Origin of the sequence: Clostridium kluyveri DSM 555 (genome assembly GCF_000016505.1) — a bacterium.
Taxonomy (GTDB): domain Bacteria; phylum Bacillota; class Clostridia; order Clostridiales; family Clostridiaceae; genus Clostridium_B; species Clostridium_B kluyveri.
This window is the reverse complement of the sequence record NC_009706.1, coordinates 1,678,968-1,704,428: the sequence shown is the minus strand read 5'-3', so window position 1 is coordinate 1,704,428 and position 25,461 is coordinate 1,678,968. Positions and strand designations below refer to the sequence as shown.

Here is a 25,461-nt window from a genome sequence, read left to right as displayed (position 1 = left end):
TTATTTTTTATAAAATTAAACTAAATATACTTCTATAAATTTAGTTATATAACTAGAATAACATGTTATTGAAAAAATTGTTTAAAAAATATATAAAAATTACAAGGAAAATCAGATATTAATAAAAAAATTGTTGTTTTTAAATGTATTTTTGAATACATGCCTTGTATATGTTAAAATAAGCTGGGTAGTATCAAGTTTGAACTACACTTTATTTTATGGGAGGAAAACAATGCAGTTAAATATGCTGAAGTCTAAAATTCATAGAGCTACTGTTACAGAAGCAAATCTTAATTATGTAGGGAGCATAACAATTGATAGAGAACTTATGGAAAGTGCCCACATAATTGAGTATGAAAAGATTCAAGTTGTAGATATAGATAATGGAAACAGACTTGAAACTTATGTTATAGCAGGAGAAAAGGGAAGTAAGGTAATCTGTTTAAATGGAGCTGCTGCAAGACATGTACAGCCAGGAGACAAGGTTATTTTAATGACTTATTGTCAAATGGATGAAGAAGAGGCTAAAATTCATAAACCCATAGTGATATTTTTAGATGAAAATAATTCGATTTTTCAAATAACTGATTATGAAAAACATGGACAAGTAAAATGATAATTTAGATAAAATTAAGCCTATTTATTAAGTAGGCTTAATTTTTTGCATTCATTTAATTTTAAGAGAACTCACGCCATTTAGTTTTCATTATAGGAGGAGTATAGTTTTTCATTTTTTCTATTAATGAGAGAGGGTTGTCCGATATTGAAATAATTTTTAAGCTGGATTGATTCATGAAGCCTTCAGTACAAGTAGTGTTAAGCATAGTTATAAGAGGATTAAAATAGTTTAATACATTTAACAATCCGATAGGTTTCTTATGAATGCCAAGTTGAGCCCAGCTGAGAACTTCAAATAACTCTTCATAAGTGCCAAGGCCTCCAGGAAGGGCTATAAATCCGTCAGATAAGTCAGACATAACTTTTTTCCTTTCGTGCATATCTTTAACTTCAATAAGTCTGGTTACGCTTTTATGAACTGATTCACCTGAGAAAAGTCCTCTTGGTATAACTCCTGTAACTTTTCCGTTATTTTTTAAAACTTCTCTTGATATTTCTCCCATAAGTCCTGCGCTTGAACCACCATATATTAATTCTATTTTATTTTCAACTAATATTTTGCCAAGGAGTCTGGCATTTCTTTGATATTCCGGGTGCAAACCGGGATTAGAACCGGAATAAACACATATTGTTTTCATTTATATAAACCTCCTGAAATGCATTTTTAAACTTCAATATTATTTATATTATATGAATAAGTCCTTAATAAACTTACAGCAGTTTTTATTAAATTATTATTTGTTATCATATAAGCTCATATGTTTTATAATATCTTTATATTTCTGAGATACTTCAGGATAGACTGTGAGCATGGTATCAATAACGTAATCAATATTTGTGTCATCAATCTTTTTTGCGTTGGTGTCATTGAAAACTATTATATCCTTGCTGTCTAAAGAATTATAGATTTCATTTACAATAGAGGATTGCATAACCTTATCGTTTTCTATGCATTTTTCTGAAAAATACAATATATCTTCAACTACAATAAGCTGACCATAAGCATATTCTTTTTGACAAGGTTCTAAGGTAGAATCTAGGGTGCAATCAAACATAGTGTGTTCAACGTGTTTAAAATCAAGTACATTCTCATATTCCTTTCTAGTCAACACACATCTTACATCTAGTTCCATTAATCTTTTTTTCATATGCTCTGAAAAGTTTTTTCCAAATTCAGCAATGAACATTTTCATTGATATTGTTTTCTTCATTTTATAATTTTTTTTATACATATCATATCTCCTTTTTATTTATATATAAAAAACCACCTTTTAATGGCGGTATATCAATACAGATTATATATTAAAGCTAAAGTTTTAAATTTATAGATTTTTGCATAAATAACAAGAGTATACTACTTTTCATTTAGAATTTTTGTATTTATTTTTGAAGACAAATTAACCACTATTTATTATTATAACATAAATATATATATAATAGTAGAAGAATAAAAACTTCTGTGCAAATAAATGATTTGAGACACTAAATAATTTGTATAAAAAAGTGAAATTATAATTTATAAAACTTGCATACTATAAAAAAATGTGATAAAATCATTATTAAAATATTAATAAATTTATGATAGCTTTAATATGAGGTAATTAAAATTTAAAGATATTATTGTATTTATTGATAATAAAGAAGAATAGGTTTGAGGTGCATTTCTGGGGCTTAGAGAAATGCATTTTTATTCAAAAGTTTTTTAGATAGGGGCTGACGATATGAATTATGGTTTGGGATTTCCTTCAAAACAAGGGCTTTATGATCCTAGATATGAGAAGGATTCTTGTGGAGTGGGTTTTATAGCCAGTATAAAAGGTGAAAAAACCCATGATATTGTAAAAAAAGGTATTCAAATTTTAGTTAATTTAACTCACAGAGGGGCAGTAGGTTCTGATACTAAAACTGGAGATGGGGCAGGCATACTTGTTCAAATTCCAGATGAGTTTTTTAGAATAAGCTGTGACAATTTGGGGATGGAATTGCCAAAGTCTGGAGAGTATGCTGTTGGAATGGTGTTTTTTCCTAAAGAAACCGCTTTAAGACTGCAGTGTGAAGGAATACTTGAAAGAGTGACAGAAGAAGAAGGACAAAAGGTATTAGGATGGAGAGACGTTCCAACTGACAACAGAAGTATAGGAGAAACAGCAAAAGGCACAGAGCCTATTATAAGACAGATATTTATAGGGAAAAATTTAAAAGATCAAAATGCATTTGAAAGAAAATTATATGTAATTAGAAAAAGAGTGGAAAATGAAGTAGGAAAACTTCTTGGCGATACAGTAAAATCCTTTTATATATGCAGCCTTTCAAGTAGAACTATAGTTTATAAAGGATTATTGCTGGCAGAACAAATAAAAAGGTTCTATATTGATTTAAATGATATAAATTTTAAGAGTGCTATTGCACTGGTACATCAAAGGTATAGTACCAATACTTTCCCTACCTGGGATTTGGCACAACCTTTTAGATATCTTGGCCATAATGGAGAGATAAATACTATAAGAGGAAATAGGAACTGGATGAAGGCGCGTGAAGGTGTACTTAAATCTGATACTTTTGGGAAGGATATACAGAAGCTTTTCCCAATAGTGGATTCCCAGAGTAGTGATTCTGCTTCTCTTGATAATGCACTGGAATTGTTATATCAAGATGGAAGGTCTCTTCCACATGCACTTATGCTGCTTATACCGGAAGCATGGCTTGGAAACCATCATATGGAACAGTACAAAAAAGATTTTTATGAATATCATGGTTCATTAATAGAGGCGTGGGACGGACCCGCTGCGGTCTCTTTTTCGGATGGCATACAAGTAGGTGCTACCCTAGATAGAAATGGCTTGAGGCCTGCAAGATATATAGTGACAAAAAGTGGACTGGTAGTAATGGCATCGGAAGTTGGAGTACTTGAATTTAAAGAAAGTGATATAGCTGAAAAAGGAAAATTAAAACCAGGAGAAATGTTTGTAGTAGATACTGAAAAAGGAAAAATCATTAAGGATAAGGAATTGAAAGAAAAAATATGTAAAATGAAGCCTTATGGGGAAATATTGAAAAAGCTAAGGTTTACCCTTGACATGTTCAGTTCTGTTAAGGAAAAAGAGCAAATAACTCCAGATGTATTAAAGGAAAAACAACAAGCTTTTGGATATACTATTGAAGATTTAAAGAGGATAATAGAGCCTATGTCAAAGGATGGTAAAGAACCAGTGGGTTCTATGGGAAATGATGCACCTTTTGCAGTGCTTTCAAATAAAAGTCAGTTATTATTTTCTTATTTTAAGCAACTTTTTGCCCAGGTGACTAATCCTCCTATAGACCCCATGAGGGAGAGACTTGTAATGTCACTTTTTAATTATATAGGTTCTACTCAGGCAAATGTATTAAATACTGAAATTTCAATTGATCCTTTTATAGAAATATACAGTCCTACATTAACAGATGAGGAAATATCAAAAATAAAGAGTTTAAGAGATAAAAATTTCAAGACTACAACAGTACCTATTACTTTTAAATATGATATGGGGATAGAGGGATTTAAAGAAGCTCTTAAAAAGATTTGTGAGAGGGCGTCAAAGAGAATAAAGGAAGGCTACAATATACTAGTGCTCAGCGATAAGAATGTAGATTCCTATGAAGCGGCTATACCAAGCCTTCTGGCAGTGTCAGCTGTACAACATCACCTTATCAGGGAAAAGAGCCGTACAAAGGTTTCAATTATAGTAGAAACAGGAGAAGCAAGAGAAACCATGCATTTTGCACTACTTGTAGGCTGTGGTGCTTCAGCAGTTAACCCTTATCTTGTATATCAGACTATAGATCAAATGATAAAAGATGGTGATATGAAAGATATTACACCGGAGGAGGCAAAGAAAAATTACATTAAAGCTGTAAATAAAGGTATACTTAAAGTTTTATCAAAAATGGGTATATCTCCTCTCCAAAGTTATCATGGGGCACAGATATTTGAGGCTATAGGATTGGATTCAGAGTTTATAGATAAATATTTTGAAGGAATGCCTTCTAGAATAGGGGGAGTTGGCATTGACGTAATAGCTCAGGAAGTACTTACAAGACATAACAATGCATTTAATAAAATAAGAAAACCTGTTTCGCAGCTGGATGTAGGGGGTAATTATTCCTGGAGAAAAGGAGGAGAATTTCACCTCTTTAACCCTGATACCATATATAAGCTTCAAGTTGCATCTAGAACCAATAACTATGGACTTTATAAGGAATATGCAGATATAATAAATAATCAAGATGAGCATTTATGTACAATAAGAGGACTATTTAAACTTAAAAAAGGAAAAGAACTTCCAATAGAAGAAGTTGAACCAACGAGTGAAATACTTAAAAGATTTTGTACTGGAGCTATGTCTTTTGGTTCTATAAGTAAGGAAGCTCATGAAACCATAGCTATAGCTATGAATAGAATAGGGGGAAGAAGTAATACAGGAGAAGGGGGAGAAGATCCTGAAAGGTATATACTTGAACCTAATGGTGATTCCAAAAGAAGTGCTATAAAACAAGTGGCTTCAGCACGTTTTGGAGTAACTACTGAATACTTAGTTAATGCAGATGAACTTCAAATTAAAATGGCTCAAGGGGCAAAACCAGGTGAAGGTGGACAGCTTCCAGGGAGAAAAGTAGATAAATATATTGCAAAGACAAGACACTCAACGCCGGGAATAGATCTTATTTCACCACCTCCTCATCATGATATTTATTCTATAGAGGATTTGGCACAGCTTATATATGATTTAAAAAATGTAAACCCCCAAGCAAATGTCAGTGTTAAATTGGTTTCAGAGGTAGGGGTAGGAACAATTGCCGCAGGAGTGGCAAAGGCTCATGCAGATTTGATATTAATAAGTGGACATGATGGCGGTACAGGAGCATCACCAATTTCATCTATTAAACATGCGGGAATACCTTGGGAACTTGGGTTATCAGAAACCCAGCAAGTACTTTTATTAAATGATTTAAGAAGCAGGGTGAGGATTCAAACTGATGGACAGTTAAAGACAGGGAGAGATGTAATTATTGCAGCCCTGCTTGGAGCAGAAGAGTTTGGATTTGCAACTACAGCTCTTGTAGTAATGGGATGTACTATGCTTAGAAAATGTCATAAAAATACCTGTGACATGGGTATAGCTACGCAGGATCCGGAACTTAGAAAGAATTTTAAAGGTAAACCTGAATATATAATAAATTTCCTTACTTTTATTGCACAGGAAGTAAGAGAATATATGGCTAAACTTGGTTTTAGAACAGTAAATGAAATGGTTGGAAGGGTAGATATGGTAGAAACAAAGGATGCTATTGATCATTGGAAAGCCAAGGGATTGGATTTATCTTCAATTTTGTATAAACCATATATGCCAAAGAGAATTAAATCTTATTGTGTAATACCTCAGGATCATGGGCTTAGTGAAGCACTAGACTATAAACTTATCCAAATGTCAAAGAAAGCAATAGCAGATAAATCTAAAGTTGATATTAACATGGAGATAAAAAATGTAAATCGTTCAGTAGGCATAATGTTAAGTGGTACAATTGCTAAAAAGTATGGAAGTGTTGGACTACCTGAAGATACCATTACAATAAATTTTAAGGGCTCTGCAGGACAAAGCTTTGGCGCTTTTGGAGTACGTGGACTTACTTTGACATTGGAAGGTGATGCTAACGATTATGTGGGCAAAGGACTATCAGGAGGTAAAGTGATTATTAAAACTCCAGAAGAAGCAACTTTTGTAGAAGAAAATAATATTATAGCGGGAAATACTATTCTATATGGAGCTACATCTGGAAAGCTGTTCTTAAATGGAAGTGTAGGAGAAAGATTTGCTGTAAGAAATAGTGGGGCTTTGGCAGTAGTGGAAGGTGTTGGAGATCACGGCTGTGAATATATGACTGGAGGAGTAGTAGTTATTATAGGTAAAATGGGCAGAAATTTTGCAGCTGGTATGAGTGGCGGCATAGCCTATGTACTAGATGAAGATAATTCTTTCAATGATAAATGCAACATGGAAATGGTAGAAATTCAGGAGAATTTAGATAGCGACGATATGGAAATGATAGATAGTCTGTTGAAGGAACATTATAAATATACAGATAGTGCAAAGGCTGAAAAGATTCTTAATCAATGGAATACTTATAAAACCAAATTTAAGAAGGTAATACCTACTGCATATAAACTTATACTTGAACAACAAAAATCAGAAGCAGCTGCTGCTTCTAATATGTAGGAGGTATATTATGGGAAAATTAACTGGTTTTAAAGAATATGAAAGAGAAAATCCAAAGAAGAGGGCAGTAGAAGAAAGAATTAAAGATTATAAGGAAGTATATTATAAATTTCCAGAGGATAAATTGAATTTACAGGCAGCAAGATGTATGGATTGTGGCACTCCTTTTTGCAACTGGGCGTGCCCTATTCAAAATTTAATTCCAGATTGGAATGATTTCATATATAAAGGTGAATGGAAAAAAGCATTTGAGAGACTTTCTCTTACCAATACTTTTCCGGAATTTACGGGAAGGATATGTCCTGCGCTTTGTGAAGGCTCTTGTACTCTTGGAGTAAACAGAGAACCTATATCAGTGAGGGAAATAGAGCTTAATATAATAGAAAAAGCTTTTGAGAAAGGCTGGGTACAACCTGTTCTTCCAAAGGTAAGAACGGGGAAAAGTATAGCTGTAATAGGTTCAGGGCCTTCTGGGCTTGCTGCAGCTGCAGAACTTAACTCTGTAGGTCATAGTGTTACTGTATTTGAAAGAGAGGATGAGCCAGGGGGATTACTAAGGTATGGTATTCCTGATTTTAAACTGGAAAAACATGTGGTAGCTAGAAGAATAAATATAATGAAAGAAGAGGGAATAGTTTTTAAAACCAATACCAATGTGGGAGTAAATTATCCTACCTGTGAACTTTTGAAAAATTTTGATGCGGTAGTTTTAACAGGAGGTTCTACTATTCCAAGGAATCTTAATATTGAAGGAAGAGAACTTGAAGGGGTATATTTTGCAGTGGATTTTCTAAAGCAGCAGAATAAAAGAGTGTCAAAAAAATCTATTAAGGGGAAAAGTGTAACTGCAGAAGGGAAAATAGTAGTAGTTATTGGCGGAGGAGATACAGGATCGGATTGTATAGGTACTTCCATAAGACAAGGGGCCAAAGCTGTTTACCAATATGAAGTTATGCCAAAACCTCCAGTGGAGAGAGATGACAAAATGCCTTGGCCAATATTCCCTAAGACTCTTAAAGTAACAACTTCTCACGAAGAAGGATGTATTAGAGAGTGGTGTGTAAGCACTAAAAAATTCATAGGGGAAAAGGGAGTATTAAAAGCTCTTGAAGGCGTAAAGGTTCAATGGAAAAATGACAATGGCAGGATGATAATGGAGGAAGTTCCTGGCACGGAGTTTCAACAGCCTGTAGATATGGTTCTTTTAGCTATGGGATTCCTTCATCCTCAACATGAAGGGATGTTGGAAGAAATCGGAGTAAAATTTGATGCTAGAGGAAATGTAATAGCTGATGAAAATTATATGACTGAAAAAAAGGGCATATTTGTAGCTGGTGATATGAGACGGGGACAATCTCTTGTAGTATGGGCATTAAATGATGGAAGAAAAGTAGCAAAAAGTGTGGACGAATATTTAATGGGAGAAACATCTTTAAGGGGATAGTGAATTAATTCACAATTCATGATGCACAATTTACAATGTATAATTAATTTTAAAGCATAGTGTTTGATGACGATTATGCGGCTATTTCAAGCAAACTTACTTTATGTAGGTTAAATACTATATGGAGTGAGTTTGCTGTTTTCTCCTTAACGATATTTTAATGTATAGAATTATATAAAAATTAAAAAAATCTATTGACATGTAAATTGATTTATATTATACTTAGTTCATATTTAAATAGTAAAAACTATGATAGGGAACAGTAGATATGGAGAGTGTCTCAAAGAGAGTGGGAACTGGTGGAATCCCATAGGCATGTTGTGTTGAACTCGCCCTTGAGTTGCAGGCTGAAATAGTAGTAGGCTGTGCCGATTGAATCGTTATTAAATTAAGTAATAAATTTGGGTGGTACCGCGAACAGACTTCTCGCCTCATAAGGAAGCCTGTTTTTTTATGTTTGTTTTAATAATAAAGAATATTTACTGCAATATTATTGATGTTTAAAAATATTATAATTGGGTGTATAAAAGCTATGATAGGGGCAAGTAGGTTTATAAGTATTTTAAAGAGAGTGGCAATTGGTGAAAAGCCATAGATACTTTATACTGAAACTCACCCTTAAGCTGTAGACCGAAATTTAGTAAGTCGTGCCGGCATATGTCGTTATTTAATTGAGTAAAATTTGGGTGGTACCGCGGACAGACTTCTCGCCCCATGAAGAGGTCTGTTTTTTTGTACTTAAAAAGCATATTGACTACAATCTGCCATAATGTTCACTACATAGAATTTACTAAAAATATTAAATTAAATTTACAAGGAGAGATGACCATGAAAGTTGCTGAAGCAGTTATCCAATGTTTAAAACAAGAAAATGTGAGAATGGTATTTGGGTATCCTGGTGCTACAGTAGTTCCTATATATGAAGCTTTTAGGAGATCAGATATTGAACATGTACTTGTAAGACAGGAACAGGGTGCAGGACATTGCGCTAGCGGGTATGCTAGGGCTACAGGAGAAGTGGGAGTCTGTGTCGTTACCTCAGGCCCTGGTGCAACAAATGTTATTACAGCCATTGCTGCGGCATATATGGATTCTATTCCTCTTGTTATCATTACAGGTCAGGTTAAGTCCGTATTAATAGGAAAAGATGTGTTTCAGGAAGTAGATATTACAGGTGCTACAGAATCTTTTACAAAATATAATTTTCTTGTAAAAGATGCAAAATCCATACCTAAAACTATAAAAGAAGCCTTTTATATAGCAAATACTGGTAGAAAAGGACCTGTACTTATAGATATACCTACGGATATAATGGAAGAAGATATGGATTTTCAATATCCTGAAAGTGTTAATATAAGGGGATACAAACCTACTACTAAGGGACATTTTAAACAAATAAAGAAAGTGGTGGATAGACTTAAAACCAGTGAAAGACCAATTATATGTGTAGGTGGAGGAGTTATACTGGGAAAAGCTGAAAAAGAACTAAAACAATTTGTGGAAAAATGCCATATACCTGTTATACATACTCTTATGGGAAAAGGTAGTATGGATGAAAATAGTGAATATTATGTAGGCTTAATTGGAACTCATGGTTTTGCCTATGCAAATAAGGCTGCTGAAAACTCAGATGTTTTAATACTTATTGGAGCTAGAGCTTCAGATAGAACTACCTTTGGGGTAAAAACTTTTGCCAAGAAGGCAGATATAATTCATATAGATATTGATCCTGCGGAAATAGGTAAAAATTTGGATACCTATATTCCAATAGTTGGAGATTGTGCAAATATTATAGCAGATTTAACAAAGGAAATAACACCTATAGAAACTAAGAATTGGCTGGATGAGATTAAAGAATGGAAAGAGAATTTGAAGGTAGTCAGAAAACCTACAGATAAGGTAAACCCTAAATATGTTTTAAAAGTTGTATCTGATATGGTAGAAGAAGATGCTATTTTAACAGCAGATGTAGGCCAAAATCAACTTTGGTGTGCACGTAATTTTAAAATAACAGGAGATAGAAAGCTTTTGACATCTGGTGGACTTGGTACCATGGGATATTCCCTTCCAGCAGCTATTGGAGCCAAGCTTGCTTGTCCAGATAAGAGAGTTATAGCTTTTGCAGGTGACGGCGGATTCCAGATGAGTGTATTTGAACTGGGTACCGTTACTGAAAAAAATGTAAATCTAATTATAGTGGTTTTTAATAATTCAGGACTTGGTATGGTTAGAGAAATTCAAAATAATAGATCCCTTGATGAGTTTGGGGTTAACTTTAGAACCAATCCAGACTTTATTAAACTATCGGAAGCCTATGGATTACTAGCAAAAAGAGTGGCAAATGATAATGAATTTGAGGAAGTTTTTAAGGAAGCTTTAAATTCAGACAGAGCATTTTTAATAGAGTGTATTGTTGATCCACATGAAAGAACTTTTTAGGAAGAGGTGAGTACCATAAAAAAACATGTATTATCAGTATTAGTAGAAAATCATTCAGGTGTTTTAAGTAAAGTAGCTGGCCTGTTCAGTAGAAGGGGATATAATATCCACAGTCTTACAGTAGGAATCACAGAGGATCCTGAAATATCAAGGATAACTATTGTATCTATTGGGGATGACTATGAGGTGGAACAGATTAGTAAACAGCTGAATAAGTTAATTGAAGTTATAAAAATAATAGATTTAACAGATGATCCTTCAGTGTATAGGGAACTTTCACTGGTAAAGGTGTCTGCAGAGCCAAGTAATAAATTGATAATTATGGAGACTGTAAATACTTTTAGGGGAAATATAGTTGATATGGATGAAAAGAGTATGATGATTGAAATAACTGGAGATGAAGATAAAATATCCGCTTTTATTGAAATCATGAAACCTTATGGGATCAAAGAAATTGTACGTACAGGACTTACAGCTCTCCAAAGAGGAGGATGTAAAGCATAATTTAAATTCATAAATTGAATCAAAAAGAGAAGTAAAAATGCTTCTCTTTTTAGTTTATAACTCACTAATCATAAATATGGAGGATATAGGACTCTGCACTCCAGACGCTGGTTTATTTATAATATTGCCCTTATAATACATTGTGGAAGAAATTCCTCCATCCAGCACTGCCGCAGTATAGGCTCCATTTTCAAGTAAAATTTGCTGTAACTGATATAAGGAAGCGCCTATGGAATATTCGCCGGAAATCAATACATTTTTATCAGTAAATCCTGCTATATTATATTTTGTATTTCCAGAATTTTTGTATATTACATTCCCATTATGAACTATTATGCCAAATTCAGTTTCAGGAAGTGAGCGTTTACTGTTAATATCAGCTTTAGCTGAAATATAACTGGCATTTATGGCACAGAGAGCTTTATTTTCTTTTGCAAGTTCATCTGTGGTTTTATTGTTTCTTAAAAGTTCTTTAGTATAACCTACTTCAACTTTAGAGGGATTTTTTATCACAAGTATTTTTCCTCTAAAGGTTCTGGTGGCTATACCTAATTCCTCTATGGTATTGAATGATGATTTTTCAGCACTATTTTTGTAAACTGATTTTATATTTTTAGGGTTGGTTAATGTTATACCGCCAATTAAAAGTAAGGCAGCAATAGATACTAAAGTCAATCCGCGGGAATTTTTTTTAAATAATGTAATCATGGTTATTCTCCTTTCAATTTGCTGTTTATTATTTATGATACAATCCAATCCATAAGTGGGATTAGAGTCTTTATACACTTCTAAAAGTTTTATAATTGTATGTCCATATTTATTGCAGTCACAGTAATTTAATGCTATTTCATCACAAGCCAGTTCTTTATCCTGGTTCATTTTAAAAAAAGCATATGATATTATTGGATTAAACCAATGCATTATTTTTAATATGGAAACTACAAAATCTGTAATTATATCTTTCCTTTTTAAATGGGCTAGTTCGTGAAAAATAATACAGGATAATTGTTCAGTGTTAACTACATCATTGATATTTAAAGGCAGCAGTATTTTAGGATGGATAAGTCCAAAAATTGCAGGACTTTTTACAATATCAGTGCTTATAATTTGCACACATTTATTTACGTGCATTTTTTGTCTGCAGTTATTGAGAATTTCAATAAGTTCACTTTTGCTAACTGATTTTTCTTTTCGTAATTTAACATAAAATGCTGTAGTTGTTGTAAAAGTACTCATAATTAAAATAATACATACTGATATCCATATAATAGCGAATATTTCAAGGCAAGGCAGTCCATTTTTAGAAGTATTTGATTTGGCTATATTGACATTTTTATTTTTTAATGAATTATAATTATTGGAAATTTCTATTAGATTATCAGTTAAGTTATTTGTAGAGGATATATGTTGGGGATACTTATTTATATTATTTTCCTGTATAATATTAGTTTGAAATAAAGGGTTCAAATTATATATGCTAAAATGAGTTTGGGGGGCATAGGGTATTAAAAGTCTGATTATAAAAAAAATCCAGAGACAATTTATTAATTTAATTTGCAGATTTTTTTTAAATAAAAATTTAAAAATAAGTATAAAAAGGGCAAATATACTCCCCATAACTGTGGAGTGTATTATAAATTCAAATACAGATAAAAGCAGCATTATTGTTCACCATTTAACCTTTCTTTTTATCTAGAATTTGTTTCAATTTGTCAATTTCTTCTTCTGATAATTTACTCTCACTTATGAAACTTTCCAGCATAATATTTAATGAACCATTGAATACACGCTTCAGGAAAGATTCACTTTCTACTTTTATACATTCACTTTCAGAAACAAGGGCAAAATAGTGATATGTTTTATTGTCTTTTTCATCAATTCTGTAGTCTATCATTTTCTTTTTCAGAAGTCTATTTATTAGAGTTCTTATGGTATTGGGCTGCCAGCTTGTAGTTTTTGATAGTTCATCTACTATTTCTTTTGCTGTACAGTGTTTATAGGACCAGATTACTTTCATAACCTGCCATTCGGCATCAGAGATTTTAGGTGTATTCATTATTTAGCCTCCTTCTATTACAAATGTAATATATAATAATATATTACATTTGTAATAGGAATTTGTCAATGATTTTATTTTTGAATTTATATCTGAACACAAAAATTTTATGAAATTTTTGTGTTCAGATTGAATGGGGTAAAATTATTTTTAATTATTATCCCTATAACAAAGATACCTTTAGTTTTTCTTCCTCATCTACAACGGGACTTACTTTATCAAAGGCATTTATATACATCTGTTTTATTTCACTTATGAGTGGATATCTTGGATTTGCCCCTGTGCACTGATCATCAAAGGCCTGTTCCGACATATCATCTAGGGTGGCATAAAATTTTTTCTCCGCAACTCCTGCCTCTCTAATGGTTTTTGGAATATTTATTTTTTCTTTTAATTCATCTATTGCCTTTATCAAAAGCCCTACTTTTTCATCTTCACTATTTCCACCTAACTCCAGATAATCAGCTATTCTGGCATATCTCCACTTGGCGTTAGGGTATTTATACTGAGGAAATATTGCCTGTTTTCTTGGATCATTTACTGCATTAAATTTTATAACTTCATCTATCATAAGTGCATTGGCAATTCCATGAGGTATATGGTGTGCAGCTCCTAATTTGTGGGCCATGGAGTGGCATACTCCTAAAAATGCATTGGCAAATGCCATACCCGCCATAGTTGAAGCATGTGCCATTTTTTCTCTGGCTTTTACATTAGTGGTTCCTTCCGCATAAGCTAGCGGTAAATACTTAAATATCAATCTTATTGCTTCAAGTGCCAACCCATTGGTATATTCTGAAGCCATTACAGATACATAAGACTCCAGGGCATGGGTCATTGCATCTATACCCGATGCTGCAGTTAGTCCCTTTGGCATATTCATCATAAGCTCTGCATCAATTATAGCTATATCTGGTGTTAATTCATAATCCGCCAGAGGGTATTTGGCTCCTGTTTTTTCATCAGTAATTACTGTAAACGGAGTAACTTCTGATCCCGTTCCTGCAGATGTGGCCACCGAAATCATCATGGATTTTTCGCCCATCTTAGGGAATGTATAAACTCTCTTTCTTATATCCATAAATCTCATGGCCAGGTCTTCAAATTTTATTTCAGGATGTTCGTACATAACCCACATGATTTTTGCAGCGTCCATTGCGGAGCCGCCTCCAACTGATATAATAGTATCTGGATTATATTGAAGCATTTCTGCTGAACCTTTTTTAGCTGTAGCAAGGGTTGGATCAGGTTCCACATCTGTAAATATTTTATAGCCTACTCCCATTTCTCCAAGAATTTTTGTAATACTATCTGTATATCCTAATTGATAAAGAACCTTATCTGTTACTATGAAGACCTTCTTCTTATGCATAGTCTTTAGTTCTTTTAGGGCAGTTCCAAGTGCACCGTATTTAAAATAAATTTTTTCAGGAACCCTAAACCAAAGCATGTTTTCTCTCCTCTCCGCAATACTCTTTATATTCAACAAATGTTTTGGTCCCACATTTTCTGATATGGAGTTTCCTCCCCAGGAACCGCAGCCAAGGGTCAATGAAGGAGCCAGTTTAAAATTATATAGATCTCCTATAGCTCCCTGTGCTGATGGCATATTTATAAGGGTTCTGCCTGTCTTCATAGCTTCACTGAACTTTTCCACTTTTTCTTTTTGGGTCATAGTATTTACATAAAGCACAGAAGTATGCCCTATGCCTCCCAATTCAACCAGTCTTGCTGCTTTTTTCAGACCATCATTGAAATTTTTAACTCTGTACATGGCAAGAACCGGAGATAATTTTTCACGAGAGAATGGTTCTTCAAGTTCTACAGACTCTACTTCACCTATGAGTATCTTTGTTCTCTCAGGCACTTTCACTCCTGCCATCTCTGCTATTTTACGAGCACTCTGTCCAACAATATCAGGACTTATGCTTCCATTAACTAAAATAGTCTCTCTGACCTTATCTATTTCATCATTTTTCAGTATATATCCCCCTCTTTCTGAAAATTCTGTTTTTACTTCCTCATATATTCTATCCAGTACCATTACTGACTGCTCCGAGGCACATATCACACCATGATCAAAGCTTTTTGAAAGAAGTATAGAGTTTACTGCCATTTTAATATTTGCACTGTCATCAATTATAACAGGGGTGTTTCCAGGACCAACTCCTATGGCAGGTTTTCCCGATGAATAAGCTGCCCTAACCATTCCTGGTCCGCCTGTAGCAAGAATTAAATCCGCCTCCTTCATTACTAACTGAGAAAGTTCAATTGAGGGTTCATCTATCCATCCTATAATTTCCACCGGTGCCCCTGCCTCAACTGCAGCATCAAGGACTATTTTTGCTGCCGCAACAGTTGATCTTTTAGCTCTAGGATGAGGTGAAAAAACTATGCCATTTCGGGTTTTAAGAGCTATTAGAGCTTTGAATATTGCTGTAGAGGTGGGATTTGTAGTGGGCACAACTGCTGCAATAACACCTACAGGTTCTGCAATTCTAACCATACCAAAGCCTTCATCTCTTTCTAAGACCCCGCAGGTCTGTTCATCCTTATATTTGTTGTACACATATTCTGAAACAAAATGATTTTTGATGACCTTATCTTCCACAATTCCCATGCCAGTTTCTTCCACAGCCATTTTAGCAAGTTTTATTCTGGCACTATTGGCTGCCATAGCTGCCTGTTTGAAAATCTCATCTACCTGTTCCTGGGTATAAGTGGAAAATTTCTCCTGTGCCTGTCTTACCTTTTGTAATTTTTTCATTAATTCCTCAACATTTGTAACTTTCATAAGCAACACCTCTTTTTTAATTTTTTAATAGTGTTAGCATATGTATGGTATATTTATTCTCCCATGCAAAAAAGTTGTAGAGGACTACAACTTTTTTTAAAGTAAAATGCTATTATTGATTTTTTAATGGATCATATCCAACTACGGTCCATATTCCTGTATTATCTTCTCTTATGAGTCTTTTTAGATATACTCTTTTTATGGTAGTTTTATCTCCGCTTACCTCTATAATTGCCTCTTTACCAGTATTTTTAATTATCTTTAATTCTTCATATTTAATAGGATATTCACCTTGAATACCTTCAGGTAAAATTTTTAAGCTTGCAAAAACCTGGGATACAAAAACAGGGTCTAATTTCCAGGGTGAATGTCCTGCATCCACATTTTTCTGTTCCTGCTCTTCTACTTTTAAATCAACAGGAACTTCAACCTGTGGTTTATCTAATGACTGTTCTTTTGATGATATATCAACTATACCACTAGTTGAACCCTTTATAAATAATTCTAACTCTTCTAAATAAGTGTTACCAATCACAGCGTATTCAAAACCATCCTGCTTCCACCTAACCGAACTTATACCTGTTATATTCGCATAAGGCACTTGTCCCTGAAGGATTCCTATCTCATTTTTTATAGGCGATTGAATTTCTGCTACATTGTTGTTTACTTTTCCTAAAGCTGCCATAGAGGCTGGTTTAAATTCACTGTCAGATTTTTTTTGTAAAATCACAACCTTCTTTTTGTTATCTTTAGAGGTATAGTTTATTTTAACAACTTTAGCATCATTTACTATCGATATATTGTTTTGAATAAATGATGATGGCACATTTTCAGGTATTGTAGGTGTAAATCCCAAGATTTCTTTAACATCTGCCAGGCTATTTACAATTTGCTCCGTATTTGTATCTATTTCTTTAAACCCTTCTGGTATAGTGTAGGCTAGAAGCTCTTTAGGAATACTTTCAATAAAATCTATACTTGTATAACATACCTTATATTGAATGGAGTACTGCATGGCAGATTGTTTTTGTAGGGGCATTTTAGTGTCTTTATCAATCCATATCTTATAAGAATCCCCCCCCTTTGGAGTCACTTCCATTACAATAGCAGTTCTTCCTGAAACTTTGTCTTCACCTACAATTTTAGTTTCAAGTGCATTTTTTACGTCATCTATCTCTTTTCCCAATTCAAATGTAAAACTATAGGAATCTGGAAAAGCAGCTAATACCTCTACTTTCTTTTGTCCGGGCTGAATCTGCCATTTCTTTTGCCCATTATTCACAGTAATTACATCCTTTTGAGCTCCTTCCAATCCTTTAACATAATATTTTCCTTCCTTTTATTTACACTATTAGCTAAATTTTTGGCATAATTATCTTCCGGAAGACTTGGTTCTCTTAAGCTGCGTACTAACCTTACAGTTTCAAAAAGTTCCTCCATTTCAGGTGCATCTACCATATTTTCATGTTCCTTAGGTTTTTTTTCACTATTTAAACTATCAATATAAGCCGTTAACTTCTTTTCTTTATCAGTCATCAATTTACACCTCCATAATTTAATGCTCATCCTTGAGAATTTTTGTAAGATTTTGTATTGCCCTATATTGTAAAACCCGGATATTGCCCTCTTTTTTATTCATCTGCCTGGCAGTATCCTCTACAGAGAATCCTTTTAATATTCTCAGTTCAATAACAGTGCGCTGTTCCCCATTTAAAGACTTTAATGCATTTTGTATAATTTCACGTTGTGCCATATCCTCTGTACAATCTTCCACTGATGCTGACTCCGGATTTATATTATCAAAGTTAACTATGCTGCCTCGACGTTTGTTTTTACGCCATTTATCTCTCAGGATATTTAATGAAACAATTTTTAAAAAACCTATAAATTTATCCACTTTCACATTATTTTTTCGTATATGTGAAATAGCCTTGAAATAAGTTTCCTGAGTAATATCTTCAGCTTCTTCACGATTTTGTACTTTGAAGTATATAAAACGATACAGTGGTTCCCAGGTAGCAGCACACATCTTCTCAATAGAGTTTATGTCATCTATCTTAATATTCATTTCATCATCTATCATAAATTACAACCCCCTTTACAAGTTACCTAGTTATACTAATAATGACGTTGAAAATGGCACAAAAGTTACAATTTAAAGATATTATTTGATAATATTCTTAATGGAAATTCAATATTGTAAGTATTTGTTTATACCATTAAAATGATGTGTAATTCACGTTAGGATATGATTGAAATGGTTGTAGAAATAATTTATAATGATAAAAGCGGTGCTTAAATTCCATAATTTACATAAAAATTATTGAATTATTTTTTTATATCAGGACATATTAAATAGTGTAAAGAGCATGAGAATTGAGCCGAAGCTTATATATGTTCTTATATTTAAGAATATATATAAGCTAGCCTAAAATTGTATATAGTTTTTTAGAAATTTAGTAGATACTTTTAAAATACTTCTTGGTAAGTTTTTGTAATGTTCATGCTAAAAGTCAAAAATCTCATATATACAATTAAAGGTGGATCTTATATGTCGGTGAAAGGTTTTATTATAGTTAATTATATTGATTATAATAGGATCCCAAATTGTTGTATAAGGTTCAGCGAAGGTCATTCAGGGTGCTGAGATGGTTGTATACAGCTAAGGGGTTGTATATGGCTGTGTAGGTATGTTGTATGGCTGAACGAATCATCAATATAGGTGGTGAACTGTTTAATTATAGTTTTTAACTTATAGCAATATAATAAAAGATTATAATTGGATATTAAATTATATATATTGGTGTAAGGTAAATTCTCGTGTTCTTTATGTTTTGTATACAAATATACTTCTTCTATAATATATAGACCAAAGAAAGTAAATTAAAGCCGTACTATAATCGTTATTATAGTGCGGCTTTTTTGTAAAATTTTAGTTTTCAAATATAATTAGCTGTGATATAATAAAGTTTAGCGAAATTTAACTTCAGAGGTGATGCTATGCCAATAAAGATAAAAGATGACCTGCCTGCTGCTGAAATTTTAAATAGTGAAAATATATTTATTATGCCTGAAAATGTAGCTTTTCATCAAGATATAAGACCACTTAAAATTGCTATTTTAAATCTTATGCCAATTAAAATTACTACAGAGGTTCAATTGTTGAGGCTTATAGGTAATACTGCACTGCAAATTGAGATTGAATTACTTCATTTAAAGACTCATGTTTGTAAGAATACTTCAGAAGAGTATTTAACCAATTTTTACAGAACTTTTGATGAGATAAAAAATGAAAAATTTGACGGATTAATTATTACGGGAGCTCCAATAGAACAGTTAGAATTTTCTAGGGTTAATTACTGGGAAGAATTGAAGGATATAATGGAATGGAGCAAATGTCATGTATACTCTACATTGCATATATGTTGGGGGGCACAAGCTGGATTATACTATCATTATGGTATACCAAAGTACATATTAAAAGAAAAGTTATTTGGGGTATTTAAACATGAAGTTACAGAAGAAAAAGAAAAATTAGTACGAGGATTTGATGATGAATTTTATGTGCCTCATTCCAGGTACACAGAAGTGAAAAGAGAGGATGTTGAAAAAGTTAAGGAATTAACTATACTGGCACAATCTAAAAAAGCAGGAGTTTATCTGATTTTGGACAACAAAGGAAGAAGAATTTTTGTAACAGGTCATTCAGAATATGATCCTCTTACATTAAAAGATGAATATATGAGGGATATTTCAAAAGGCGAAGATATAAAAATGCCTGAAAACTATTTTCCAGATGATAATCCAGATAGAAAGCCTGTAGTAAAATGGAGAAGTCATGCGGATTTGTTGTTTTCAAATTGGCTTAATTATTATGTTTATCAGGAAACACCTTATGATTTAAGTGAAATGCCGCCTTCTTTTTTATAATGGAATTAAAATTTTTATATATTGGAAAGGGGATTAATTATGGATTTGAATATGAAGGTAAAAGAAACAGTGGAATATATAAACTCTAATATAAAAGCCACCCCTAAGATAGGAATTATACTGGGATCAGGACTAGGAGATATGGCAGAAGAGATTGAGAAACCTAGAATTTGTAAGTATAATGAAATACCACATTTTCCTGTTTCTACAGTGGAAGGACATAAGAATAGATTTGTTATAGGAAATCTTGGAGGCAAATATGTAATTGCAATGCAGGGAAGGTTTCATTATTATGAGGGGTATTCAATGGAAGAGGTAACTTTTCCAATCAGGGTAATGAAAAAATTGGGAGTAGAAATGTTCATAGTTACTAATGCTGCAGGAGGAGTAAATAAAAATTATAAAAGCGGAGAGCTTATGCTTATAAACGATCATATAAATTTATCTGGACAGAATCCACTTATAGGACAAAACTTAGAGGACTTTGGAACTAGATTTCCAGATATGTCTGAGGCCTATGATAAAGAACTTATAAAAGTAGCCAAAAATGCAGCTCTTCAATTAAATATACAGCTGCAGCAGGGAGTATATGTATACATGAGTGGACCAAGTTATGAAACACCTGCTGAAATAAATATGTTAAGAGTACTAGGAGGAGACGCAGTAGGCATGTCTACAGTTCCAGAAGTCATTACAGCAAATCACAGTGGTATGAAAGTTATGGGAATATCCTGTATAACTAATATGGCAGCAGGAATACTCAGGCAGCCTTTAAGTCACGAGGAGGTCATAAAAACTTCATCTATGGTATCTGAAAATTTTAAATTACTTTTAAGAAAAATATTGAGAGAACTATAGACTAAGGCACTAAATCTAAAGGTTTGGTGCCTTAGTCTATAGTTTTAACGGAAATATACATTTAAAGTATTTTATACATATCTTTTTCATGTTTTTGTTTTACCTCTAGCATATTATGGAGTACTAATTTTATAGCTATAATATCATCTAAATAGCCTATTGGAAATATATAATCAGGTATAATATCTACAGAAAGTATAAAATAAAGCAACCCACTTCCAAGTAGGGCATGAATTTCTTCTGGAAGACTTTCATCACAGAATTTTTTGTACATTTCCTTTAACTCCTCTATAAAAAAACCATCTCCATTTACAGTTTCTATTTTTTTGTTAAAATCTTTATATATGATGTTTTTCCCTTCTTCTGTAAGAGCATATACTTTATATTTTTCCAGTTCTTCTTCTATTTTTGACAAATCACATTTGTAATTTAATAAATCAGGTAATTTTAAGAGCTCATGGATGTTTTTTATAAGGGAAGGTGAATCAATGGAATCTTCATCAGTTAGGGATGTCATGTCATATCCGTCAGCTATTAATAATTTTTTTATAGGCACATTTAAATATTTAGAAAGAATCCTAAGATGATTCATGTTTGCACTTTGTTTGCCATTTACGATTCTTGAAATGGTGGCAGTATCTATTCCACTTATAGAACTTAATTTACGCATGGAAAGTGAATTTTCTTTTAATAAAGTTCTAATCATGGAGCCTAATTCAGATTTTTTTTTGTTTTCATACACGTTTATCTCACTCCTTAATTAATTAAAAGGTTATTTAAGTTAAAATCAATAATTAGTTATATTAAAGTATATGCAGTAGAGACTATGTTAGTATAATTGGCTCTAATAATTTTATTAATGTTGAATTTATTTCAATGTTAATTTGAAAAATAAGAAACAATTTCTACATGTAAGTATACTATGATATTAGATTCAGTTAGAGATGTAATCTATTTTGGAGGTAACAATATAATGAATGGTTCAAATGAAAATAGATTAGAAGGATTTAATATAGGTAAATCAAAATTTTATAATACTATAGATAGAAAAGAAAAAAAATATTTAAGCCGCAGTACATTATTATGGACAGTTATAGGACCAGGACTTTTGGCTGCCATGGGAGACAATGATGCTGGAGGGGTAATATCTTACTGTGTAACAGGTATGAAATTTGGCATAAGTATATTTATACCTCTGTGCATTTTTCTTATTATAATACCTTATGCAGTTCAGGAAATGTCAATGAGAATTGGAACTATAAGTGGGAGCAGTCTTATAAAGCTTATCAGAAAATATTACGGAAGATATTGGGTAAAATATCATGTAGTTGCTTTGATTGTTGAAAATATTTTAATGCTTTCCACGGAATTTATAGGTATGACTGCAGGCTTAATTGTTATTGGAATACCTATTTGGATGGGAACGGCTATTAGCTTAATACTTGTGTTATCAATTATTATATTTGCAGGATATAAGAAGAAAGAAAAAATGGCACTTTTAATTGGTAGTTCCAATGTGATATTTATTGTGATTGCCTTTATTGTTCATCCAAGTGCAGTGACTAGTTCATATAATTTTATGTCTTTAAGTTTAATTCATGGAAATAATGATTTAGTGTGGTATACTGCAGCTATTGCAGGTAATTCAATAGCTCCATGGATGGTATTTTTTCAAAACAGTGCTTATATGGATAAAGGAGGTACAGGAGAACGTCATATTTTTGCAAGACGTCTGGATATTCGTATAGGGTGTATAGTTCAGGTAATAATCGCTATTTGCATACTTGTCTCTGGAGCGGCATTGTCTGGTCATGTACAGAATATAGAAAATGCAGCACCTGCTGAATTGATACTTGGTTTTACGAATTATTTTGGCAGAGGTATAGGTATATTATTTGCTCTTGGTATATTTAATGCAGGCCTTCTAGCATCAATTACTATATCACTATCCTCTTCCTGGTGTGTGGCAGATGCCTTCAATTGGCCCCATAGCTTAAATAATAAAATAAAAGAAGCCCATAAATTTTATGCCGTATATGTGGGAAGTGCAGCTGTGGCCGCACTAATTATTTTAATACCCAATCTCCCTTTAAATTATATGGCACTTATTACCCAGGTAATAGGCGGAATTATAATGATTCCTATTATAATTTTTATTATATTGCTTTCAAATAAAAAAGATATTATGGGTAAATATAAAAATAGCTTGTTTATAAATATAAGAGCTTATATGATTGCAGCAGTGCTGATAGGAATAACTATACTTCTTTTGTGGAGTTTTTTATAAATGTTGGTGTGTTAAATTATAGAAGTAAATACTTGTACCTTGAGAATTTTCGTGATACCATGGTACAGTATGGAATAACCTATTTAATATAATATATGAGATTATCTTTATTTAGATGTGCTTTAATTCAGGAAGAAGGTTTCAGGGTGAAAAATGATAATATTTCTATTTGGCATAGAACATTTATTTTAACTTTTACACTTATACCTATTATAATGTGTATAGTTTTTAACGTGCTTTTATTTTACGGACTGTTCATAAGCGTAGTTTTTTCTTTATGTATGTTCAAAGTATGTGGTTTTACTTTTAAGGAACTTTTAATAATGATTATAAATAGTTTTATAGAATGCAGAGAACTTTTTATATTAATAGTACTCATAGGAATAACTATTCCAATATGGTTTTCCTCGGGGATAATACCTGCTATGATGTTTTATGGATTTGATTATATAATAGGCAAAAATTTGATATTTGTAGCATTTATATTTACATCTTTAGTTTCAATTTCTATTGGTTCTGCAGTTGCATGTATAAGTACTATAGGAATTGCATTACTTGGCCTTGGAAAGGTGTTTCAAGTTCCGGACTATATTCTTCTTGGAGCCATTGTTTCAGGTGCATTTTTAGCAGATAAACTTTCACCGATTTCAGGACTTGTAAATCTTATGATTTCTACTATTAGGATATCCTATAAGAAAGCACTTATATATATGTTAAGAACCACTTTACCTGCTTGTATAATTGTATCTATAGTTTATTTCTATATGGGCAGAAATTACACTATAGAAGAATATGCATTAGGTAATTTCCAAAAATCTATTGGGGAAAATTATTTTATGTCTCCTCTGCTTTTATTGGTACCGGTTTTAATATTTTTGTTATGCTTTTTAGGAGTAAAAATGGTTAATTCTCTATTTACAGGAGTAACTATAGGAATAATAATAAGTATCTTTTGTCAAAAGGTATCTTTAGTAAAAATTTTTAGTTATATACTATTTGGATATAAAGGCAATACCACTTCTTTAGAATTGAATAAAATATTAGTGGGGGGAGGAATTCAGTCAATAATCAGTATATTTTTTATAATAATAATGGCTGTTGCTTTAAGCAGTATATTTAGCGGTACTGGAATTATAAATCCCATAATAAATAAAATGATTTCTAAGGTAAGATGTAGAGAAGAAATTATTGTAAAAACAGGGATTATAAGCGCTATATTAACTATAATTTGTGATCAGAGTATGGCAATAATATTACCGGGAGAACTTTTAAGGGATAAATATAAAAAATTAAAAATTGAAAATTATATTTTAGCCAGGACCATATCCGATACAGGAGTTGTGATGGCACCCTTAATACCCTGGAATGGGAATTCGTTGTTTATTCTAGCACTTACGGGAATATCATCAATTAAATATGGACCCTATGCCCTATTATGTTATGTTTTACCTATAATTACTTTATGTCTGAGTTTTTTTACAAAAAATATTCCAAGAAGAGAATTGGCGAATTGTAAAAAACTTAGAGTTTAAGTTTTTGTCTTAGATGAGTAAATATTGGAATAATACAATAGATAAGTATATTTATAGTTGCAGAAGGGTAAATCCTTATATATAATAATAAATAGGTAAATTTTAAATCACGGAGGTGTATATTATTAATAAAGTTAATAACTTAAATGAAGAAATTAGAGTAGAGAAAGTCAGATTGGTAGGGGAAAAAGATAGTGTTATTATAAATACTAAAGAAGCTTTAAATATAGCCAGAGAAAAGGGTATGGATTTGGTGATGGTTTCACCTCAGGCTAAGCCACCTGTATGTAAAATAATGAATTATAGTAAATTTGTCTATGAGCAGTCTAAAAAGGCAAAGCTCGCTAAAAAGAATCAAAAAATTGTTGAGTTGAAAGAAATTAGACTAAGTGCTACCATTGAGCAAAATGATATAGAGATTAAAGCTAATAATGCGAGAAAATTTTTGGCTAAAGGTAATAAGGTTAAAGTATCTATAAGGTTTAGAGGGAGACAAAATAATTATACCAATTTAGGCAGAAATGTTTTAAATGTATTTTTAAGTAAAGTTGAAGAGGAAGCATCCGTAGAAAGAGCTCCTAAATTAGAAGGGAATAATATGTTTATGATTTTAGCTCCTAAAAAGTAGTAGGTCTAATAAAAATATAGGAAGTTCCATCAGGACTTGACGAATTAAGTCCTGATTTTATTTTTTTTGCAAAAAATACAACAATTTTGCATACTCTGTTTACAAAAAAAAATTAGTGTA

Annotated in this window: 19 protein-coding genes and 2 other annotated features; of the genes, 10 read left to right on the top strand and 9 right to left on the bottom strand. The window is 32.3% G+C overall.

The window, feature by feature from the left end; all coding sequences use genetic code 11:
- Nucleotides 1-232 precede the first annotated feature (232 nt).
- Nucleotides 233-616, top strand: a complete 384-nt coding sequence (panD, locus tag CKL_RS07975; protein WP_012102018.1) for an aspartate 1-decarboxylase — start codon at nt 233-235, stop codon at nt 614-616.
- A gap of 61 nt (nt 617-677) precedes the next feature.
- Here panD and CKL_RS07970 read toward each other — a convergent pair whose 3' ends face one another.
- Both CKL_RS07970 and CKL_RS07965 read right to left on the bottom strand, forming a co-directional pair.
- Nucleotides 678-1,256, bottom strand: coding sequence for an LOG family protein (locus tag CKL_RS07970; RefSeq protein ID WP_012102017.1), 579 nt, complete (start codon nt 1,254-1,256; stop codon nt 678-680).
- A 96-nt stretch (nt 1,257-1,352) separates the two neighbouring features.
- Entirely contained in the window at nt 1,353-1,850 is a 498-nt protein-coding gene (locus CKL_RS07965) for a hypothetical protein (RefSeq protein ID WP_012102016.1), read from the bottom strand.
- A gap of 489 nt (nt 1,851-2,339) precedes the next feature.
- On the opposite strand from CKL_RS07965, the gene gltB reads away from it, so the two are divergent.
- From gltB to ilvN, 4 genes are all read left to right on the top strand, one after another.
- Nucleotides 2,340-6,869: a glutamate synthase large subunit gene (gene gltB / locus CKL_RS07960; RefSeq protein WP_012102015.1), complete on the top strand. Its 4,530-nt coding sequence runs from the start codon at nt 2,340-2,342 to the stop codon at nt 6,867-6,869.
- Between the two features lie 10 nt (nt 6,870-6,879).
- Complete coding sequence (locus CKL_RS07955; protein ID WP_012102014.1) at nt 6,880-8,313, top strand: glutamate synthase subunit beta; 1,434 nt, start codon at nt 6,880-6,882, stop codon at nt 8,311-8,313.
- A gap of 240 nt (nt 8,314-8,553) precedes the next feature.
- Nucleotides 8,554-8,750: a binding site (T-box leader), on the top strand.
- An 86-nt stretch (nt 8,751-8,836) separates the two neighbouring features.
- Nucleotides 8,837-9,031: a binding site (T-box leader), on the top strand.
- A gap of 110 nt (nt 9,032-9,141) precedes the next feature.
- The gene (gene ilvB / locus CKL_RS07950) at nt 9,142-10,752 is read left to right on the top strand and encodes a biosynthetic-type acetolactate synthase large subunit (protein ID WP_012102013.1); all 1,611 of its coding nucleotides are present in this window, start codon (nt 9,142-9,144) and stop codon (nt 10,750-10,752) included.
- A gap of 15 nt (nt 10,753-10,767) precedes the next feature.
- Nucleotides 10,768-11,256 (top strand): acetolactate synthase small subunit, encoded by a 489-nt coding sequence (gene ilvN, locus CKL_RS07945; RefSeq protein ID WP_041700946.1) that lies wholly within the window; start codon nt 10,768-10,770, stop codon nt 11,254-11,256.
- Between the two features lie 54 nt (nt 11,257-11,310).
- On the opposite strand, the gene CKL_RS07940 is transcribed toward ilvN, so the two are convergent.
- The 6 genes from CKL_RS07940 to CKL_RS07915 form a co-directional block, all read right to left on the bottom strand.
- Nucleotides 11,311-12,918 carry a M56 family metallopeptidase gene (locus CKL_RS07940; protein ID WP_012102011.1) on the bottom strand — a complete coding sequence of 536 codons (1,608 nt, stop codon included), beginning with the start codon at nt 12,916-12,918 and terminating at the stop codon, nt 11,311-11,313.
- Nucleotides 12,919-12,931: 13 nt separating this feature from the next.
- Nucleotides 12,932-13,312 (bottom strand): BlaI/MecI/CopY family transcriptional regulator, encoded by a 381-nt coding sequence (locus CKL_RS07935; RefSeq protein ID WP_012102010.1) that lies wholly within the window; start codon nt 13,310-13,312, stop codon nt 12,932-12,934.
- A 163-nt stretch (nt 13,313-13,475) separates the two neighbouring features.
- Nucleotides 13,476-16,106: a bifunctional acetaldehyde-CoA/alcohol dehydrogenase gene (adhE, locus tag CKL_RS07930; protein ID WP_012102009.1), complete on the bottom strand. Its 2,631-nt coding sequence runs from the start codon at nt 16,104-16,106 to the stop codon at nt 13,476-13,478.
- A gap of 112 nt (nt 16,107-16,218) precedes the next feature.
- Nucleotides 16,219-17,388 carry a sigma-E factor regulatory protein RseB domain-containing protein gene (locus CKL_RS07925; RefSeq protein WP_012102008.1) on the bottom strand — a complete coding sequence of 390 codons (1,170 nt, stop codon included), beginning with the start codon at nt 17,386-17,388 and terminating at the stop codon, nt 16,219-16,221.
- Between the two features lie 5 nt (nt 17,389-17,393).
- Entirely contained in the window at nt 17,394-17,642 is a 249-nt protein-coding gene (locus CKL_RS21230; RefSeq protein WP_012102007.1) for a hypothetical protein, read from the bottom strand.
- Nucleotides 17,643-17,661: 19 nt separating this feature from the next.
- Nucleotides 17,662-18,189, bottom strand: a complete 528-nt coding sequence (locus CKL_RS07915; protein ID WP_012102006.1) for an RNA polymerase sigma factor — start codon at nt 18,187-18,189, stop codon at nt 17,662-17,664.
- Between the two features lie 917 nt (nt 18,190-19,106).
- On the opposite strand from CKL_RS07915, the gene metA reads away from it, so the two are divergent.
- The gene (metA, locus tag CKL_RS07910) at nt 19,107-20,036 is read left to right on the top strand and encodes a homoserine O-acetyltransferase MetA (RefSeq protein ID WP_012102004.1); all 930 of its coding nucleotides are present in this window, start codon (nt 19,107-19,109) and stop codon (nt 20,034-20,036) included.
- A gap of 39 nt (nt 20,037-20,075) precedes the next feature.
- Nucleotides 20,076-20,894: a purine-nucleoside phosphorylase gene (locus CKL_RS07905; RefSeq protein WP_012102003.1), complete on the top strand. Its 819-nt coding sequence runs from the start codon at nt 20,076-20,078 to the stop codon at nt 20,892-20,894.
- A 61-nt stretch (nt 20,895-20,955) separates the two neighbouring features.
- On the opposite strand, the gene CKL_RS07900 is transcribed toward CKL_RS07905, so the two are convergent.
- Nucleotides 20,956-21,636 carry a DUF1232 domain-containing protein gene (locus CKL_RS07900; protein ID WP_012102002.1) on the bottom strand — a complete coding sequence of 227 codons (681 nt, stop codon included), beginning with the start codon at nt 21,634-21,636 and terminating at the stop codon, nt 20,956-20,958.
- 180 nt (nt 21,637-21,816) lie between these two features.
- Between CKL_RS07900 and CKL_RS07895 the strand changes: the two genes are divergently transcribed.
- The 3 genes from CKL_RS07895 (at nt 21,817) to infC (ending at nt 25,341) form a co-directional block, all read left to right on the top strand.
- Nucleotides 21,817-23,181 carry an NRAMP family divalent metal transporter gene (locus CKL_RS07895; RefSeq protein ID WP_012102001.1) on the top strand — a complete coding sequence of 455 codons (1,365 nt, stop codon included), beginning with the start codon at nt 21,817-21,819 and terminating at the stop codon, nt 23,179-23,181.
- A gap of 146 nt (nt 23,182-23,327) precedes the next feature.
- Nucleotides 23,328-24,713 (top strand): Na+/H+ antiporter NhaC family protein, encoded by a 1,386-nt coding sequence (locus tag CKL_RS07890; RefSeq protein WP_012102000.1) that lies wholly within the window; start codon nt 23,328-23,330, stop codon nt 24,711-24,713.
- 115 nt (nt 24,714-24,828) lie between these two features.
- On the top strand, nt 24,829-25,341 hold the full coding sequence (gene infC, locus CKL_RS07885; RefSeq protein ID WP_012101999.1) for a translation initiation factor IF-3: 513 nt from the start codon (nt 24,829-24,831) through the stop codon (nt 25,339-25,341).
- Nucleotides 25,342-25,461: the final 120 nt, after the last annotated feature.